This is a genomic window from Streptomyces sp. NPDC015532 (assembly GCF_043078065.1).
GTDB lineage: Bacteria > Actinomycetota > Actinomycetes > Streptomycetales > Streptomycetaceae > Streptomyces.
On the sequence record NZ_JBIBSY010000012.1, the window covers coordinates 155,111 to 174,781 of the forward strand.

Below are 19,671 nucleotides of genomic sequence, written 5' to 3' on the forward strand. Positions count from 1 at the left end.
ACGGGAAGGAACGGCTACGTCGTGCTCGTGTCGCGGCGGACCGACAGCAGGTCCTCGAGCTGTTCCTCCCGGGCCTGGGCGGCCACGAAGAGGAGTTCGTCGCCCGCCTCCAGGGAGTCCTCCCGGGAGGGGGTCAGGACGCGCGTGCCGCGGATGATGGTCACCAGCGAGGTGTCCTCCGGCCACGCGACGTCGCCGACGGTCGTGCCAGCCAGGGCGGACTCCGGCGGCAGGGTCAGCTCGACGAGGTTGGCGTCGCCGTGGCTGAAGCGCAGCAGCCGTACGAGGTCGCCGACGCTCACCGCCTCCTCCACGAGCGCCGACATCAGGCGCGGGGTGGAGACGGCGACGTCCACGCCCCAGGACTCGTTGAACAGCCACTCGTTCTTGGGGTTGTTCACGCGGGCGACGACGCGCGGAACCCCGTACTCGGTCTTCGCGAGCAGCGAGACCACGAGGTTGACCTTGTCGTCCCCGGTGGCCGCGATGACCACGTTGCAGCGTTGCAGCGCGGCCTCGTCCAGGGAGGTGATCTCGCAGGCGTCGGCGAGCAGCCACTCCGCCTGCGGGACGCGCTCGACCGAGATGGCGGTCGGCGCCTTGTCGATCAGCAGGATCTCGTGGCCGTTCTCCAGCAGTTCGCCCGCGATCGAGCGGCCCACGGCACCGGCACCGGCAATGGCGACTCTCATCAGTGCCCCGCCTCTTCCTCAGGGCCCTTGGCGAACGCCGCCTCGACCTTGTCCACCTCGTCGGTGCGCATCGTCACGTGCACCAGGTCGCCCTCCTGCAGCACCGTCTGCGAGCTGGGCAGAACCGCCTCACCCAGCCGGGTGAGGAAAGCGACGCGTACGCCCGTCTCGTCCTGGAGGCGGCTGATCTTGTGGCCCACCCACGCGACGGAGGTGTGCACCTCGGCGAGCTGCACACCGCCCGTGGGGTCGCGCCACAGCGGCTCGGCGCCCGAGGGCAGCAGCCGGCGGAGCATCTGGTCGGCCGTCCACCGGACGGTGGCGACGGTCGGAATGCCGAGGCGCTGGTAGACCTCGGCGCGACGCGGGTCGTAGATGCGGGCGGCGACGTTCTCGATGCCGAACATCTCGCGGGCCACCCGGGCGGCGATGATGTTCGAGTTGTCACCGCTGGAGACCGCCGCGAAGGCGCCGGCCTCCTCGATGCCCGCCTCGCGCAGGGTGTCCTGGTCGAAGCCGACTCCGGTGACACGGCGGCCGCCGAACCCGGAGCCCAGCCGCCTAAAGGCCGTGGGGTCCTGGTCGATCACGGCGACCGTGTGCCCCTGTTGCTCCAGGTTCTGGGCAAGAGCGGAACCTACTCTTCCGCAGCCCATGATGACGATGTGCACGACCGTCCTTCCGCGTGAATGGTTACGGCTCAGGCTAAACAGGGTCTCAGACCGCCGCCCAAGCTACACACGCACGGTCGGCCGGGGGCATCGTTGCGCGGGTTCGCCTGTGCCTTTTTCGCGGAACGTCCGGGGAACGGCGGTGAACGGCGCCGAGTGCGGGGGTTCAGCGCCGTGTGATGCTGCGGACACTCGCGAGGGTGAGGATTCCGAGGCCGGCCAGTGCGACGGCCGCGCCGACGAGCTCAGCGGTCAGGTGCATGGGTCCTCCAGGACGGTCGGGAGTGCGGTTTTGTCATATAGACACGTGCATCTCCGGTGCTGCGGAATCCGCAGCCGGAGCCCACCCCGTTTTCACCCGGAGAGCAGATGATGCGCCGAAGTGGGATGGCGGGTGGGCGACAGCCAGTTCGAACGTTTACGATTCCCTGTTGTGTCCAAACTGACCGACGTGCCCAAGCGGATCCTCATCGGGCGCGCACTGCGCAGCGACCGACTGGGGGAAACGCTTCTGCCGAAGCGCATCGCCCTCCCCGTCTTCGCATCCGACCCGCTCTCCTCCGTGGCGTACGCGCCCGGGGAAGTGCTGCTGGTCCTCTCCATCGCGGGCGTGTCGGCCTACCACTTCAGCCCATGGATCGCGCTCGCGGTCGTGGTGCTGATGTTCACGGTGGTCGCCTCCTACCGCCAGAACGTGCACGCCTACCCCAGCGGCGGCGGCGACTACGAGGTCGCCACCACCAACCTGGGGCCGCGGGCCGGTCTCACCGTCGCCAGCGCGCTGCTCGTCGACTACGTCCTCACCGTCGCCGTCTCGATCGCCTCCGGCATCGAGAACCTCGGCTCGGCGGTGCCGTTCGTGGTGGAGCACAAGGTCTTCTGCGCGGTCGCCGTCATCGTGCTGCTCACGCTGATGAACCTGCGCGGAGTCAAGGAGTCCGGAAAGCTCTTCGCGATTCCGACGTACGTCTTCGTGGCCGGTGTCTTCATCATGATCGCCTGGGGTGCCTTCCGCGGGCTCGTGCTCGGCGACACCATGCAGGCACCGACCGCCGAGTACCACATCAAGGCCGAGCACCAGGGGCTCGCGGGCTTCGCCCTCGTCTTCCTGCTGCTGCGCGCCTTCTCGTCCGGCTGTGCGGCGCTCACCGGCGTCGAGGCGATCTCCAACGGCGTCCCCGCGTTCCGCAAGCCGAAGTCGAAGAACGCCGCGAGCACGCTCGCGTCGATGGGCCTGCTCGCCGTCACCATGTTCTGCGGCATCATCGCCCTGGCCATGACCACCAACGTGCGCATGGCCGAGAACCCCGCCACCGACCTGATCCACAACGGTGTCGCGGTCGGCGCCGACTACGTCCAGAACCCGGTGATCTCCCAGGTCGCCGAGGCCGTGTTCGGCAAGGACAGCTTCCTGTTCATCCTGCTGGCCGCCGCGACCGCCCTCGTCCTCTTCCTGGCCGCGAACACCGCGTACAACGGCTTCCCGCTGCTCGGCTCGATCCTCGCCCAGGACCGCTACCTGCCGCGTCAGCTCCACACCCGCGGCGACCGCCTGGCCTTCTCGAACGGCATCGTGCTGCTGGCCGGCGCCGCGAGCATGCTCGTCATCATCTACGGGGCCGACTCGACGCGCCTGATCCAGCTCTACATCGTCGGCGTCTTCGTCTCCTTCACTCTCAGCCAGACCGGTATGGTCCGCCACTGGAACCGCCACCTGGCCAGTGAGACCGACCAGGCCAAGCGCACCCACATGATCCGCTCCCGCGCGATCAACGCCTTCGGCGCCTTCTTCACCGGGCTGGTCCTGGTCGTCGTCCTCGTCACCAAGTTCACGCACGGCGCCTGGGTCGCCCTGCTCGGCATGGTGATCTTCTACGCGACGATGACCGCGATCCGTAAGCACTACGACCGCGTCGCGGAGGAGCTGGCCGCCCCCGAGGGGCCGTCCGACGACAGCGTCCGCCCCTCCCGGGTCCACTCCGTCGTCCTGGTGTCCAAGATCCACCGGCCGGCACTGCGCGCCCTCGCCTACGCCAAGCTGCTCCGCTCCGACACCCTCGAAGCGCTCAGCGTCAACGTGGACCCGGCCGAGACCAAGACCCTGCGCGACGAGTGGGAGCGGCGCGGCATCGACGTACCGCTCAAGGTCCTCGACTCGCCCTACCGCGAGATCACCCGTCCCGTCATCGAGTACGTGAAGGGTCTGCGCAAGGAGTCGCCGCGCGACGCGGTCTCCGTGATCATCCCCGAGTACGTGGTCGGCCACTGGTACGAGCACCTGCTGCACAACCAGAGCGCCCTGCGCCTCAAGGGCCGCCTGCTGTTCACCCCGGGCGTCATGGTGACCTCCGTCCCCTACCAGCTCGAATCGTCCGAGGCCGCGAAGCTGCGTGCCCGCAAGCGGCAGGACTGGAACGCGCCGGGTGCGGTGCGCCGGGGACCGGCCCAGGTGCGGCCCCCCAAGGAGCCCACCCAGAAGAATTGACCGGGAAGGGAAGCGCGCCGGGAGCACGTAGACTGGACGGCTGTTGTCCGGCCGTTTCCCCCCTCTCATCTGGAGTCACCCCACCATGCAGGCAGAACCGAAGAATTCGCTGGTGGGGGACGAGTACGAGGTCGAGATCGGCCCCGTGGCGCACGGTGGGCACTGCATCGCCCGGACGGACGAGGGGCAGGTCCTGTTCGTCCGGCACGCGCTGCCCGGTGAGCGGGTCGTCGCCCGGGTGACCGAGGGCGAGGAGGGGGCGCGGTTCCTGCGCGCCGACGCCGTGCGGATCATCGACGCCTCCAAGGACCGCGTCGAGGCGCCCTGCCCGTACGCGGGCCCCGGCCGCTGCGGCGGCTGCGACTGGCAGCACGCCAAGCCCGGCGCGCAGCGCCGTCTCAAGGGCGAGGTCATCGCCGAGCAGTTGCAGCGCCTCGCGGGCCTCACGCCCGAGGAGGCCGGCTGGGACGGCACAGTGATGCCCGCCGAGGGCGACAAACTGCCCGCGGGCGAGGTGCCGCAGTGGCGCACCCGCGTCCAGTACGCCGTCGACCCGGACGGCAACGCCGGACTGCGCCGCCACCGCTCGCACGAGGTCGAGCCCATCGAGCGCTGCATGATCGCCGCTCCGGGTGTCACCGAACTCGGCATCGAGGAGCGTGACTGGTCCGGCATGGAGGCCGTCGAGGCGATCGCCGCGACCGGCTCCCAGGACCGCATGGTGATCCTGGAGCCCCGGCCCGGCGCCCGCCTGCCCCTCGTCGAACTCGACAAGCCGGTTTCCGTCATGCGGGTCGCCGAACAGGACGGCGGCATCCACCGCGTCCACGGCCGCGCGTTCGTGCGCGAGCGCGCCGACGGCCGCACCCACCGGGTCGGCAGCGGCGGCTTCTGGCAGGTCCACCCGATGGCCGCCGACACCCTGGTCAAGGCCGTCATGCAGGGCCTGCTGCCGCGCAAGGGCGACATGGCCCTGGACCTCTACTGCGGTGTGGGCCTCTTCGCCGGTGCCCTCGCCGACCGCCTCGGTGACCAGGGCGCCGTCCTCGGCATCGAGTCCGGCAAGCGCGCGGTGGAGGACGCCCGGCACAACCTCGCGAACTTCGAGCGCGTCCGCATCGAACAGGGCAAGGTCGAGGCGGTCCTCCCGCGCACCGGCATCTCCGAGGTCGACCTCATCGTCCTGGACCCGCCCCGCGCGGGCGCCGGCAAGAAGACGGTGGAGCACCTGTCGTCGCTGGGCGCCCGAAAGATCGCCTACGTGGCCTGCGACCCGGCGGCACTCGCCCGGGACATCGCGTACTTCCGCGACGGGGGCTACAAGGTGCGGACGCTGCGGGCGTTCGACCTTTTCCCGATGACGCATCACGTGGAGTGCGTGGCGATTCTGGAGCCGGTGAAGAAGGCTGGCTGAGCCCGAAGCCTCTGGGCCTGTGGCTGAAGGGGGACGCGGTCAAGGTGTGATGCCCGAGCCTGCGACTGACTCAGCCGCAGGCTCACACCCGGGGGTGACCATCACACAACGTTCCGGCCGGTGGGTGCTCACCGCTGTGACGGACGGTGATCACTCCAGGCGGTCGCTGACGCATCGAGGCGTCCGTACCCGGCTGGGCCGGGGCGTGAGCCAGTTCAGGGGTTCAGGGCGTCGGGTGGATGGAGAAGCGCTTCCGCTCCGACAGAGCTGCGCGTGCTCCGTCGAAGTCGGCCAGCCTCGCCGCCACCGTGGCCATTGCCAGCCGCTCGGGGAGTGCCGCAGAGAACTTCAGCCCACGTACTGCCCGCGGGTCGACATCAGGGAGGACCAGAGACGGTCCGGCCTGGGCGGCATCGAGCGCGGTGTGCCACATGTCCTGGGTCAGGTCCTCCCGTAGCCGCAGGAAGCAGTCTGTCGGGCGCTGTACCGGGTCGGCGATCGAGGACAGCGTCGCGCCGAGTGTCGCGTTGGCGCGGTAGCCGGCCCACGTCCACCAGCGGACGTCGTTGCCCTGCCGGGCCACGAGTGTCCCGCCGGGGTGGACCAGGCTTGGCGCCTCCTTGTCACGCCATTCCCGGAGGCAGACCTCGGCTCGCCGGGTGAGTGAAACCGGAGGGTCGGAGCCCAGGAGGACGTCCCGCATCGCACGGGTCAGCGCGTACGACAGGCCGACGAGCATTCCCCCGGACCATTTGGCTACCCCGCCGCTGCCGACCGGCTCGACGAAGACCCTCTTGCGCCCCCAGTCGATGAACGTCACCTGCCAGCTGCGGCCCGCCAGCAACAGGCGCCGTGGGCCCGGGCGTTCCTCGGTGAGGACGGACGGGTCCATTTGCCCGATCTCGGTGCGCCCGGACAGGACGGTGAACTGCGGTGGCGCGGTGAACGAGGCAGTCAATTCGATGAAGTGCCGCCGCCCGAAACGGTGTTCGGCCTCAGGGCCGATGAACAGCATTCCTCCGTCGGTGTCCAGGAAGCCCTGGTCGGTCAGATGACGCAGGATCGGAGCGGCCGAACGGTCGAAGGGCGCCAGGCCGTTCCACTGTTCGGGCCACAGATGGTCGCCCAGTTTGTGTTCCTGGAGGGTGGCGGCGAGCAACTGCTGCGCGACGAGGTGACGCGGTTCGGGCGGTGGGACGACCGGTTCGACCCAGCAGTGACCCCACAGGAGCAGCAGCCCCGCGGCCTGCAACAGTGCGTCCTTGTGCGTGGCCAGGAACAGGCAGTTGCGGATGCTTCCCGCCCGGCGGCCCGTGCGGCCGACCCGCTGGAGGAAGGAAGCCACGGTGCCTGGCGAATCGATCTGGATCACCCGGTCCAGGTCGCCGACGTCGATGCCCAGTTCCAGAGTGGAGGTGGCGACGATGACGCAGTCGCGTGCTTCGGCGAACGCCTGCTCGGATCGGGCTCGTTCGTCGGCGGAGAGTGAGGCGTGCGACAGGAAGACCGTGACCTCGCGCGTCCGCAGGGCTGCGCCCAGCTCCTCGACCTGCCGTCGCGATTCGCAGAACACCAGTCGTTTCTCGCCCTTGTGCAGGGCTGCGATGACCTTGGCGGCGTTGGACAGGGAGCCCACGTAGTCGAGTTCGATCTCCCCGGGCGGTGGTCCGGTCACGCCGCTCGCAGGCTCCTGGCCGGACGAGGGGCTCGGGGGGGCTGTGAGTCCCGGGGCGACGACCTGGCCCGGACGCCGGCCGGCACCCGACCCCTGAAGCCAGGTGAGCAGTTGCTGAGGATTGCCGACCGTGGCGGACAGTCCGATGCGCTGGATGGGCTGCCTCGTGACCCGCTGCAGACGTTCCAGCACCGCCAGGAGATGCCAGCCCCGGTCGTCACCGGCGAAAGCGTGCACCTCGTCGACGACGACGGCCCGGATGCCGCCCAACAAGTGCGCGTGGTCCGTCTTCACGCCGATCAGCATGGCTTCAAGCGACTCGGGCGTCGTCAGGAGGATGTCGGGTCTGTCGGTACGGATGCGCCGGCGCTGCGACTCCTTCGTGTCCCCGTGCCACAGAGCCGCGCTCCGTCCGAGCCACTGCGCGTACGCGTCGATACGGGTCACCAGGTTGTTGAGGAGAGCCTTGAGTGGGCAGAGGTACAGGACCGAGGTTCCGGTCCAGCCCTGGGCGGACATGGCCGAGAGGACCGGCAGACAGGCTGCCTCGGTCTTGCCGCCCGCGGTGGGGGCGAGCAGCACGATGTCCGCGCCGTCCATCACCGGGTCGATAGCGGCCCGCTGCAGCGGCCGTAGGTCCGGCCAGCCGAGCGTGTTCACGACGTGGTGGACGATGACCGGGTCGAGCCGGTCGACCGGGTCCGGGGCCGACACCGTCACAGCTCCAGGTCGATGTCGTCTGCCGACGACGACTCGGACAAATTGCGTTCGACGTCGGTGAGTTCATTGCTGTCCACGGTCAGCCGGTAGTGCTGACGCGGGTCGAAGTCCGGAAACTGGTCGATACGGTCGAGGACATCGCCGACGAGCTTCTTGAGGAAGAGCCGGGGTGCCACGCCGACCTTGCCGCCGAGAGCTCCTCCCACCGCACGGGCGAGATCGGCGATGTAGGCGTCGTCGGCCAGCGTCTTGATTCGGTCGGACGAGTCCGCCCCGGAGGCGTAGAGATCGCGGATGGTCACCCCGACGCTCGTCAGAGACTCCAGAGTGAAACCCGAAAGGCGCACTTGGACCGCCCGGGGGTTGTCGAACCGCGGGTCGGTGGTGAAGTCCGTGGCGAGCCGCTGGGCGAGCGGTGGGAGCCGCTGTACGCCCTGCTGGCCGTCGTAGAAGGCAGGTGTGCCGGTGATGACCAGATAGAGACCGGGGAACCGTCCGGAGTGGACCTCGTCGATCAGCTGCCGCAGGGCGTTGAGTGCCTTGTCGCGGGCGTCCGACCGCACTCTCTGCAGGGTCTCCACCTCGTCCAGGACGACGAACAGCCCCCGGTGGCCGGAGTCCCGCAGGACGGTGAGCAGTCCCTGCAGGAAACCCAGGGCACCGAAGTGGTCCAGGTCGCCGCGTACCCCTGCGGACCGGCGGGCCGCCGCCGCCACATGGGGCTGGCCGCCGAGCCAGGCGAGGACGGCGGAGGCCGTCGACTCGTCGCCTTCCGTGAGCGCGGACCGGTAGCCGCGCAGCGCGGCCGCGAAGGACGGGGCGTGCCGTGACACCTCGGTCAGCCGGGCGGCGAGCAGTTCCTCCACCGCGCCGCTCAGATCGTCCTCGTCCGCCCCCGCGGCAAGGGCGTCCTCCTCCAGGGCGTAGAACCAGGCGTCCACCACGGGCCGCAGGGCGCTCGGCGGGAAGCTGGGGGTGGACAGCCGCTCGGTGAGGCGCCGGTAGACGGTCTCCAGCTTGTGCAGAGGTGTCTCCGTCTCCGAGATCTGGATCTCGGCGACGGCGAAGTTGCGCTGCTTGGCGCGTTCCCCGAGCCAGCGCGTGAAGAAGGTCTTGCCGGATCCGTACTCGCCTCGTACAGCCTTGAAGACCGAGGCGCCGGAGGCGACCGCGTCGAGTTCGGCGTCGAGCGCGGACTCGAAACGGCCCAGCCCGGTGGCGAGCAGATCCAGGCCGCTCTCGGGCACGGCACCGCGCCGGAGCGCGTCGATGGCGGTCCGCCGCCGGGCGGCGGAGACGGGAGAAGGGCGAGGGTCGATCACCCGCCCATTCTCCCATCCGCGGTGGGGCATGCACCGTGCCCCGAAGTCACCGGCGGCGGAGGCTCCCGTAGCCGAGGTTGCTGGTCAGATGGCCGACGAACTCGCTGCTCTTCGCGGTCTTGTCCGGTCCTGACCGGTTCTGTCTCTGAAAAGACTCGAACTGCTCCTGGAGCGATCCCCACAACGCCTCGAGACGCACCGGGCTCGGGAAGACGTTCTCGCGGGCGGCGTTGTTCAGGGTTTCCGGCTTGCTGAACGCGCGGCCCATGAGGTCCACGGCGCCGAGCATGGCCAGGTGGAAGTGAAGGTTCGTGTGCTGTGCCTTGGAAGTGGGATCCGACATCGACTGCAGGAACTCGTCCACTTGGCGTTGTGCCTTGGCCAGCCACAGATAGACGGGGAGTTCCGTCTTGGCCGAGAAGACGCGCCGGTAGTCCGCGTCGGATTTCAGCAGGCTCGACGGGCGGGCACGGGCGTAGTCGGGCTGGCCGAGGGCCATGGCCATCACGGACTGCGCCAGCAAGGGAATGCTGACGATGCGGTCGGCCGGCTTTCCCTGGTTGCGGTAGAAGTTCTTGCGCCGGTCGTAGAACCAGTCGTGTTCGAGGAAGTACGACTCGATCTGCCGCTGGATGTCGTCAGTGGCCCTGAGGGAGGCGACGGGCACGCTGGTCTGACGGTTGGTGGCGCGGATGACGGAGTCGCGCGCTGCCTGGTCCACGGTGACGAGGATGCGGACCTGCACCAGCCGGTTGAAGACAGGGTCGGCAGGGTCGGTCATGTAGAGCTCGTGCAGCGTTTCGTGGAGCGTGTAGGAGGTCTGCAGACCGTTGACGATCTGTACGTCGGAGAGGCTCAGCCGTTTCCCGATCGCGGTGGCCTGCGAACACACGATGGTGATGCCGTTGTTGAGCCACCAGAACTCGGGTGCTTCGGGGTTCTGGAGCGAGGCCGTTATCTCCCGGTTGACTTCGACATTGCCCTGGTAGTCGCGGACGTTCCAGTCGAAGATGTGGGACTTGATCGCCCCGGTCTCGTCGCTGAGGAAGTCGATGTACTCGCCCAGGCCGACGAGCGCGACATGGCTCGTGCCGTGGGTGATGCTCTCCCGGTAGGGGAGCTCCAGGGTGTACGACGGGAGGGTGCTGGCGCGCTTCCAGAGTTCCGCGGGGCCCAGGAACTCGACTTCGCCGGTGGAGATCGCGAAGGCGTTGGAGAACTGTCCTTCAAGGATCTTGGCCTTGGCCTGGACCTTGGGGTGTACCTCGCTCGCCTCGCCGCGCGTCACGTACGAGAACTTGATCAGCACCGTCGGGTGACGGCTGAGGAGCCGGGTCAACGCCGTTCTGAAGAGTCGGAAGCGGGCGAGGAGATCCTCGGTGTACAGCACCCCCACGACGGTCTCGTCGACCTCCATGTCCAGGAGGTTCGTGCACGTGGACATCACTTTGTCCAGGGCCGTCTCGGAGAAGCCGGGGCTGGTCTTGGCCTGAACGAGCCAGAGCGTCAGTTGAGTTCCGTTCTCCACGTTCGAGACGGCGGAGGACTGCTGGAAGATCTCGCTGTCCTCGTGCAGAAGCCGGCCACCGAGGAAGACGTAAGCGCCGTCGATACCGCCGTCGTTCGCGCCCCCGATCACACCCGCTTCGATTTCCTCCTCCGAGAGGCCGAAGCCATGTAACGCGTGTTCGCTCGCGAACCTTTCGAAGGCCGCATCGAACGAAAGAGGGACGGCGCGGGCGTTCCGCCTGTCTTCGATCATCTGGTTGATCAGCACACGGTCGTTGGCGCTCATGGCTCCCGGCTCATCGGTGGAGGAACACGGCGGATGGAACCGTCAGCCTAGGTCGAACTGCATGCGGAGCAAGGGGAGATCGAGACGCACGGTCCGTCCGTCCGGCAGTGTTTCCAGAACCTGTACCCCGTCGTAGTTGAGCAGTTGGCGCAGGATCGCGGCGAACCCGTCCGCCCGGGTCACCGGGTAGGACACGCGCTGGGCCAGAGCTGACACCGGCAGCGTGCCCCCGGCGTCGATCAGGGCCCGGATCGCCCCCTCCACCTTGTCCATGGGCGGCTTGCGCGCGAGCAGGCCGATCTGGCCCTGGAACGACTCCGAGGCGAACAGCGACGAGACGACCGCGTCGTCGGGATCTACGGCGGTGACGGTCACCAGTGTCTCGCCGTCGGACGTCGGGATCACGGCGACGGGGAACAACGAGTCATGGGTGAGGGCCAGTTGGGCCTGGCCTCTCGTCGGCTTCTGCCGTGCCTGCCGTTTCGTGGTGGCCGTCGGGGCGGATGAGGCGGGGAGGGATGCGCGCTCGTCCAGCAGCCACCAGGTCGGTCGTGGATCCCCCAACTCCCGCCAGGACGGGGGAGGGGACGCCTCGAACCGCAGGAAGGCCAGCACGGGAATGGTGAACTCGGCGAGGGAAGCTCCGCCGTGGTAGCCGGCCTTGCGAGCCGTGTACCGCGAGTCGGCGTCCCACAGGGCGACGATCGATCCGCCGGCCTCCGGTGCGACGACCCGGCTGCCGTGAAGGGCGATCTCCGCCGGGCCCACTTCTCCGCCCGGGGACCGATGGCGTGCGGACAGCGGCGAGCCGGTGTCGACCTTCGCGCCGTGCCGGTCGACGACATGCCCGTGGTCACTGGTGATCACCACCGCCATGCCCTCCGTGGCGGCGATCCTCAGCAGGTCCGGCAGGCCGGGAATGTGCTCGGTCTGCCAGGCTCCGTCTCCCAGTTTCTGTTCCTTGGCGAGCCGGTCGTCGATCGCGTTGAGGACGACCGCCACATGCGTACGGCCGTCCGTGAGCGCTGCCGTGAGCGCGGGCCCGAATGTCTCGCCCGCGCTGTCGGCCCGCAGGTCGTCCTTGTGGAACACGGCTGCCGACGCGCCGCCCCACAGGGGAAGGGTGGGAAACAACCGGGCCTCGTCGTTCTGCGACCCCTGCGTCAGCTTCCCGGCGAACAGGGAGGTGCGGGAGACGGAGGTGAGGGTGGGGAGCGCCGCGGCCATGGCGCGGCGGCACGGGGCACCCTCGTCCACCGGGTCGAACTCGGCCCAGGAAGCGCGTAGTTCCTCACCCAGCTCGGTCGCGATGGCGGTGCTCATCCCGTCCAGGACGATCAGCAGCACGCGCCGTTCGGCGGCGCCGCGGACGACCGGTTTCACCACGCGCTCGAGGAACGTCTCCACCGTCAGCATCCGGCCGGGGTCGGTGCCGGCCGCGGTCCAGGTCGCCAGCACCCGGGTGAAGTCACGGTCGATCTCGTGTCGCCGTTCGCGAACGCGCGCGGCCAGCACGTCGTAGGCGGCCCTCAGGCGGTCGTCCGGGTCCCCGCCGGCCTCGATGTGTTCCAGGGCGCGGTCGACCCAGCCGGTCTCGTCCACATGGAGCTGCAGGGCCGCGTCGACGTGGGGTGCCTCGAACGCCGGTTCGCCGGCAAGCCACTGGACGAGCCGCTGGCCCATGCGGGTCCGCTCGATCCTGGCCCGAACCTCCGGTCCGTGCGCGCGCCGGTGCTCGCTCAGGGCGCGGACGGCCGCCCCGAGCCGTCCCGGTTCGCCGTCCGCCAAGGCCGTCCCGACGGCGGTGAACCTGGCGTCCAGCCCGGCCGGCAGGAGGGGGCTGGTGCCGGCAGCGGCTTCCGCGCCGAACTGGCGGACCAGTGCCGAAGCGCGCTCCAGCACCGTGTCGCTGGTCCGGCGGGCCTCACGGGCTCCTTCCGAGGCCGCGCCGCCTTCTCTGGCGGCTCCGGCGAGCAGCGTGCCGACGTATTCCTCCGAGACGCGGCCGAAGGCGGCTGCCATGGCGTCGAGCTGTTCGCCCTGTGCCGGGGGACGCTCTCCGAACCACCGCTCCGCGCGGCCGCGAGCCGTGTAGGTGGCCGCGTCCGGTTCGGCGTGGCACCACAGGGCGGCGCACACCAGCCCGAAGGCCACGGCGTCCGGACCGTGTTCGGCCTCGACCAGGGCCAGCAGGGCGCGCCCGGCGAGTCCGGCCTGGTCCTCCTCGCCGAGGAACTGCGCAAGGCCTACGCGCTCGGGGCCGCGCAGTGCCAGCAGCCGTTCGGGGCGGCCGGACATCAGGGACCAGCTCAGCAGGGCGTGGGTGTCGAGCCGGTCGGCGGAGGTGGTGTGGTCCGCTCGGGTCTCCTCGTCCGCGTAGCGGCCCAGTCGCAGGCGGCGCAGCGCGAGCGCGGACAGGGCGGTGCCCCGTGACAGCATGCCGCCTCCCAGCCGCGGCCAGCCGCCCCTCGGCGGTGCGGCGTCCAGGAGAGCCTCCGCGGCCCACTTGTCGTCCCGGAGTCGCTGGTCGACCTGATGCGCTCCGAACGCGTCCCGCACCACGTCCCAGCTGTCCACCGTGTCGACGCGGGCCTTGTGGGCGCGGGCCAGGATGGCGGGGTCGAGCTCGTTCTGCTCGCGGTCGGTCAGGACGACGAGCAGGGCGGGCCCGGTCGCCGTGTCCGACAGATGGCCGAGCAGCAGCTCGTGCACGGCCAGCGGGGAAGGCGCCGCCGCGATGCGGGCGGACTGCCCGTCGCCCCAGACGTGCTCGTCCGGGCCATCCCACTGCGGTCTGGAGCGCAGCAGCACGGCCCGCCGCCGGTCGCGGCCCGTGAGGGTGTCGGCGAGGGAGGTCTGGGCGGACAGGTACTGGGTGATCGTGGCGAGGTTCAGCCGCACGGCCACCGCGCTGGTCGTCGTCGTGCTCATCGTTCGACGACCTGCCAGGTGATCTCGACCGTGGCACCGGGTTCGCGCGCCGCCAGCTCCGCGATCTCCGCCTGCAGCTCGGCCACCGCTCGGGCCGCCGTGGTACGGCCGCCGCCGGAGCGCTTGACCCGCCCGAAAGTGGCCGGGCCGGACGAGCTTGTGCCGGGCTCCTGCTCGGGGACCGGCGGGTGACTCGTCGGGGTGTCGAGGGGTACGTCACCGGGCCGCGGGGCCGGGGGTGCGGGCGGTGGGGTCGGCGTCGCGCGGTTGCGCTTCACCAGCGCCAGCACTTCGTGCTGTGTCCGGGTCAGGGCCGCCTTCAGGTCGTTGGTCCGCTGGTCGCTCTGGGCGGCGTTGCGCAGGGACTCCAGCAGCGCTTCTCCCTCGGGGCCCTCCGAGGACGCCAGGTCGAGGGTGGTCCAGGACGCCGAGTCCAGTGCCTGCGCCACCGCACGGGCCTGCTTGACCGAGGTCCCGAACCGGTCTGCTCCCACGCCGCCGAAATCGAAGGCGGCCAGGGCTTCGACGGTCTTCCGGGCTCCGGCGGCACCCTGTCCGGACGAGCGCGTGAGTTCCTGGAGCAGCTCGACCGCCCGACGGGCCAGGGCGAGGCGCCCGCCCTCGACGGTCTCGTCGAGCCGCAGGAACCCTGTGTGCCGCTCCAGCTGGGTCACCAGCTCACGGGCCGCCTCCTGGTGAGCGCCGGCCTGCTGGGCGATCTGCCGGGCGAGCTGGTTGACCATGCGGCCACGCCGCAGTGTGGGGGCGGGCTCGCCGAAGACGGCCGTGAACCGCTCGCGAGCGGCCGCCCAGTTCTCCTCGGAGGGCAGCGGCTGGCTGCGCAGCGCGTCGTGGTCCTTGATCTCGTTCAGTGCGGGTGCCGGGTCGAGCGGAGTGCCCGCGCGCACCCACACCCGGTCGTCCATCTCGGCGAACGAGGCCACGACGAGCCGGGCGAGGAAGCCCGGCAGGCCGCGCGGTGTCGGCCGGTCCGTCCAGTCGGTGAGGGTGATCAGACTGAGGTCGCCGGTCGCCCCCTGGCCGCTGGCGAGCTGCCGGAAGTGGTCCGCCCAGTACTGCGACAGCTCGAAGTACGCCTCCTTCTGCTGACCCAGCCGCAGCGGAGCGGCCACCCGCCGCATCAGGTTCCGGTCGGGTGCGGAGACTTCGGCGCGTCCGTCGCGGGCCTCAGCGGCGGCCCGTACATGCGTGAACACCTTCTTGGCGTCGGCAGGTCGGACGACAGTTCCGTTGCCGTCGGGATCCAGGTTCGGGTGGTCCGGGTACTGGCTCGCGAGCAGTTTTCCGGCGATGTGCCGGATTCCGTCCCGCAGCGACTGGCCGAAGGACAGGACCAGCCCCTCGACCTCGCGCAGCGACTCCAGATGGTCGCCGAAGCCGAGTTCCACGTCGGTGGCCTTCTTGTCGGCGAGGCCGTACGCCTGCTTGAAGGCCGCCTTCACGTTCTTGAGCAGCGACTCCCGCTGGGTCTCCAGCAGCCCCTTGGCGCGGGCCCGGTTGTCGGGGCTCAGATGGCCCGCGTACTGGCCGTCGAACCGCTGGCTGTCGGACAGCGCCTTGTCGATGACGACGAGGCGGCGGAAGTCGGCGTACCGCTGGCTGGAGAGGTGGGTGGGAAGCCAGGCGACGCTCCGGGACGGCTCGCCCTGCCGCTCGCGCAGCCGCTGCATCCGGTTGGCGTCCTCGCGCGGCCCCCACTCGCTCTCGTCGAACGGGAGGTCGATCACGATCCGCCAGTGCCCGTCCTGCTGGGGCATCAGGTCGTGGTCCGGCAGTGCGTCCTCGTCGGCGACATTGCCGAACACCACCTCGACACTGCGTTCCGTGCCCCGCCACGCGAAGTGCAGCTCGTTGATCAGATGGTCCTGGTCGATGCCGAGTTCCTCGACGAGGAGCCGCTTGGCGAGGGCCTCGCGGTTGCCGGGGTTGTCGTTGACGTTCGCGTTGGCGATCACCGAGTCGACGTCCACGCCGGACAGTTCGAGCCGGACACCGGGGTTGGCCTCGGTGCCGGTCTCCTTGATCTCGGGGAACCGGCCCGCCCACTCGGCGATCTTGTTCTTCAGGATGCCGTACTCGCGGCCCGGGATCGGGGCGACCACCGAGCCGTAGTTGAGCGCGGACAGCCGGCGGATGGTCAGGTCGGACAGGGCGGGGACGCTCGGGGCGAGGGCCGACAGCAGCAGCGTGCCGACGATCCGGTTGTCGCCGGTGAACTGCTTGATCCGGGTGCGCAGGGCGGGGTCGGTGACGCTGTCGGGCCGGTGGGTGTGCTGCTCGATGTCCTCCTCCGTCACGTTGTGCGTGAGCAGGAGGTACGGCCGCAGCTTCGTGCGGTACAGCTTGTCCGCCGCCTCGAAGATCACCTTCAGGCTGTCGGTGAACGGCTTGTCGCCGCCCGCAGTGATCAGCGGATACAGGTCGCCGACCGGGATCAGGTCGCCGAGCCGCAGTTCGGCACGGTGGTCGGCGAGCAGCTGGCCCATCAGCTTCATGCCGGTCCGGTTGCGCTGGAGCGCGGACGACACGTGCACGAGCGTGTCCATGAACGCCGGCGAGAAGGGGTACGTCAGCCGGAAGCTCTCCTCGTCCGCCCCGACGCCGTCCGCCCCGCGGTCGGAGCCCAGGAGGGTGTCCCACACCTCCTGGCGGATCCTGCGGGTCTTCTCGAACTCCGCGGTGACGAGGGCGGCGGCCTCGTCGTTCTTGGGCCTGAGGAGGCGGGCGTGCGCGACCTGGGGGAGGTTGCGGTCCTCCAGCGTGATCTTGTCGAACCGGCCCGAGGCCAGGCTGAGGGTGTCCTGGATGGACGACTCGGCCGCCCCCGACACCTCCTCGCCGACCAGCTCACGCAGGTCGCGCTGACGGGCGATGAACGAGATCACCGGCACGGCACGGCGGGCGTCGCCGCCCTCCACGAAGTTGGTGATCTTGCCGGCTTCCCGGGCCACGAACTTCTGGTCGTGGATGAGGGTCGCGAGCCACAGGATCAGCTCGTCCATGAAGAGGATCAGGCCGTCGTAGCCGAGCGACTTGGCGTGCTCGGCGATCACGGACAGACCGGCGTCGAGCGAGACGAACCCGTGCTCGTCCTCGGCGGCGTTCTTCGCGAAGCCGGGCAGCAGGTGCGTGCTCGCGTCCTGGACCAGCCGCGCCCGCAGCTCGGCGGGCGTCGACGGACTGACCAGGTTGAGCGCCTGACCGCCCTCGTGGACCTCCTCGGCGGCGAGGGCGGTGTCGAGCAACTGAGGCGTCCAGCCGAACGCCTCGCCCCACTCGTCCTCCTCGTCCGCCGTGCCGGCGCCGCCGTCCACCGCGGTGAGGCCGCCGATGACAGCCTGGTCGCCCATGCGGGACCGCATCGACCGGATGTCCTCGAACAGGGCGTCCGTCCGGTAAACCTGCGGCGTCGGCGCCTCGGGGTGCAGCTTCTTGACGTGGCTGACGTACCCGCCGAGGACCCGCTGCTCCAGGGCCTTCGCCCCGAGCATGTGGTACGGCACGAGCAGGAACCGCTTGCCCTCCGCGCCGAGCCACTCGTGCTTGGTCAGAACCGGGTCAAGATCCGTCCGCGCGCGGGCCGCCGGGGCCCCGCTGAGCAGGGCGTGCAGCACCGCCATGAAGTGCGACTTACCTGAACCGAACGAGCCGTGCAGGTAGGCCGCCTTCGACGTGTGCCCGTCGAGCGCGGCCCGGATCAGTCCGAGTGCCTCGTCGAAGTTCTCCAGCAGCCGTTCCGTGACCACGTAGTCCCGCAGCGCGCGCTCGGCACCCTCCGGAGTCGTCGCCTCCGAGAGCTGGAGGACGAAGTCCGAGGTGGAGATGGACTCCTTGATGTCGATGACATCGCGGAGCAGGGGCGGCTGCTGGGCCATGAACGATCACTCTCCGACAGGCGGCTGCGCGGGCTCATCCGATCGTATGGCGTACCACCGACAACGGATGACCACTTGTCGCACATGCCCGACTACACGAGAACCGGTGCCTCCACCCCCGATGTCGGATGCACCAGCGAGCGCAGCTTCTCACGCGTCTCCGGGTCCGTCGAGTAGATGATCGTGCCGACCATGCCCCGCGTCAGCAGCACCTTGTAGGTGTTGCGGATCAGCCGGTCGATGTCGCTGTCCGGCGTCGCCTTGGTGAAGATCGGGTCCTTCGACGCCGACCGGTCCACGACCCAGCGGTCCGTACGCCACACCAGGTCGGGGCCGATGATCACGCCCGACCAGTCGTACTCGAATCCCTGTGCCGTGTAGACGCAGCCGACCTGCCCGAAGCCCGCCGGGTCGGTGGCCCACAGGGGCGCGGGCGGCGCCCCGAGCACGGACCGGTCGCCGTACACGTTCCAGGGCCGCGCCCAGTCGCCGATGACGACGTCGGTGGGAAGCGCTGTCATGTCCGGGGTGACCTTGGTGGTCCACTTCCAGCAGTAGCCGGCCGACATACGCGCCCCGTAGCCGGCCTCCCGCCGCGCCGCGAGGAAGTCCTCGAGTTCCTGCGGGCTCCCGGCCGTCCGCAGCTCCAGCTTGCCGTCCGGCTCCCACTCGCCGGGCGTACCGCCCTCAAGACCGAGGAGGTCGACGACCCACTTCTCGTACGCGTCGCTCCCGCCGCACCGGAACTGGCCGTCCAGCTCCACGACCGTGCAGTCGAGGCCCTGTTCGGCGGCGGCGCGCTTGATCTCCTCCTTCGTCCCCATCTCGCCGGGGCGCACCACCTGGTGCTGGTCGAGCAGGAACACCGGGACTCGGGCCGCGTCGATCAGCTCGGCCACCTGGGGACGGCCGGTGCGCAGTTCCGCCTTGGTGTAGCGGTTGGCGGAGGTCTTGCGCAGACGGTGGGCCTCGTCGCAGATCAGTACGTCGAGGTCGTTCGGCTCGGCCGCCATGAAGCTGTTGAAATACATGAACAGCTTCTGGACGGCCGGCTTCTGCGCCCCGGCGACCTTGCGCATGGTTTTGGTGAAAGAGGCGGAGCCGGTCGCGTGCAGAGCGGTCACCCCGCGCCGGTACAGCTCGCCCAGCAGCGACAGCGCTACGACGCTCTTGCCGGAGCCGGGACCGCCGGTCACCACGACGACCTGCTTGTGGTTGGACCGCTTCGCCTTGCGCACGGCGGACATCACCTGCTCGTAGGCGACCCGCTGTTCGGCGAGGAGGACGAACTGCTCGCGGTCGCGGATCTCGGCCGCCGCGACGGCCATCAGTTGCTTGGACGGCCGGATCCTGCCGCCGAGGAGCAGGTCCGCCGCCTCCGCGCCGGGCTTCGCGGCGAGCCGCGAACGCAGGAAGTCCAGAAAGGCGCCGCGCTCTTGGCCGGTGTACATCCGCCCGTGCTGGTCCTCCTTGACACTCCGCAGTCCCGCGACGCCGAACTCGGTCGCGTTGTGCAGGAACGCCACCCCGGACAGGGACTTCGGCATTCGCTCCAGCGCCCCGTTGAACGAGAGCAGGTACTCGCAGTAGCCGCGCACCTGCTCGATCGGATTGAGGACGGCATCCCGGTACGAGGGGATCCGGCACAGCAGTGGCTCGTCCTCCTCCGGATGCGCCTCACTCCACTGCTTCAGTTCGACCACGACGTACGACGGTTCACCCGTGGTGGGGTGTACGCCCGCGAGCACGGCGTCCGCGCGCTTGCTGGTCAGGGGCAGGCTGTACTCGATGAGGACCTCGACGTCGCCGAGCCCGACCTCCATGAGGGCGTTGACGAGAGCCGGGAGGCTGCGTTCCCAGGACCGTACCTCCGCCTGCCCGGCGCGCCGGCCGTGCTGGTGACGGAAGTTCTCGGTCAGATGCAGCGCCAGCGACCCTTCGAGGATGCGGGTGGCCACGGACGCCGCGGACTCACGGAACAGCAAGGAAATGCCCCCAGGCAGCACGAAGAAGACTCGTGCGGGTGGGGGCATGTCCTTCGATGTCCGCCGCGCTGTCACGAGGCGGATC

10 protein-coding genes are annotated in these 19,671 nt (G+C 69.7%); 2 read left to right on the plus strand and 8 right to left on the minus strand.

The window, feature by feature from the left end:
• Window positions 1-14: 14 nt before the first annotated feature.
• On the minus strand, window positions 15-692 hold the full coding sequence (locus ACF07B_RS30295; protein ID WP_369479550.1) for a TrkA family potassium uptake protein: 678 nt from the start codon (window positions 690-692) through the stop codon (window positions 15-17).
• Window positions 692-1,363, minus strand: coding sequence for a potassium channel family protein (locus ACF07B_RS30300; RefSeq protein WP_392181294.1), 672 nt, complete (start codon window positions 1,361-1,363; stop codon window positions 692-694). Before ACF07B_RS30300 ends, ACF07B_RS30295 begins: the two co-directional genes overlap by 1 nt.
• Before the next feature lie 433 nt (window positions 1,364-1,796).
• Between ACF07B_RS30300 and ACF07B_RS30305 the strand changes: the two genes are divergently transcribed.
• Window positions 1,797-3,848 (plus strand): APC family permease, encoded by a 2,052-nt coding sequence (locus tag ACF07B_RS30305; protein WP_362394856.1) that lies wholly within the window; start codon window positions 1,797-1,799, stop codon window positions 3,846-3,848.
• Window positions 3,849-3,933: 85 nt separating this feature from the next.
• Entirely contained in the window at window positions 3,934-5,262 is a 1,329-nt protein-coding gene (locus tag ACF07B_RS30310) for a class I SAM-dependent RNA methyltransferase (RefSeq protein ID WP_392181295.1), read from the plus strand.
• A 223-nt stretch (window positions 5,263-5,485) separates the two neighbouring features.
• On the opposite strand, the gene ACF07B_RS30315 is transcribed toward ACF07B_RS30310, so the two are convergent.
• The 6 genes from ACF07B_RS30315 to ACF07B_RS30340 form a co-directional block, all read right to left on the minus strand.
• Window positions 5,486-7,651 carry a DEAD/DEAH box helicase gene (locus ACF07B_RS30315; RefSeq protein ID WP_392181296.1) on the minus strand — a complete coding sequence of 722 codons (2,166 nt, stop codon included), beginning with the start codon at window positions 7,649-7,651 and terminating at the stop codon, window positions 5,486-5,488.
• A gap of 2 nt (window positions 7,652-7,653) precedes the next feature.
• Window positions 7,654-9,009, minus strand: coding sequence for a BREX system ATP-binding protein BrxD (gene brxD / locus ACF07B_RS30320; protein WP_392181297.1), 1,356 nt, complete (start codon window positions 9,007-9,009; stop codon window positions 7,654-7,656).
• Window positions 9,010-9,025: 16 nt separating this feature from the next.
• Window positions 9,026-10,774, minus strand: a complete 1,749-nt coding sequence (locus tag ACF07B_RS30325; protein ID WP_392181298.1) for an AIPR family protein — start codon at window positions 10,772-10,774, stop codon at window positions 9,026-9,028.
• Between the two features lie 42 nt (window positions 10,775-10,816).
• Entirely contained in the window at window positions 10,817-13,705 is a 2,889-nt protein-coding gene (gene pglZ / locus ACF07B_RS30330) for a BREX-2 system phosphatase PglZ (protein WP_392181299.1), read from the minus strand.
• The gene (locus ACF07B_RS30335) at window positions 13,702-17,601 is read right to left on the minus strand and encodes a phage resistance protein (protein ID WP_392181300.1); all 3,900 of its coding nucleotides are present in this window, start codon (window positions 17,599-17,601) and stop codon (window positions 13,702-13,704) included. Before ACF07B_RS30335 ends, pglZ begins: the two co-directional genes overlap by 4 nt.
• Window positions 17,602-17,693: 92 nt before the next feature.
• A complete protein-coding gene (locus ACF07B_RS30340) occupies window positions 17,694-19,586 on the minus strand; it encodes a DNA/RNA helicase domain-containing protein (RefSeq protein WP_392181301.1) in 1,893 nt (630 codons plus the stop codon).
• Window positions 19,587-19,671 lie beyond the last annotated feature (85 nt).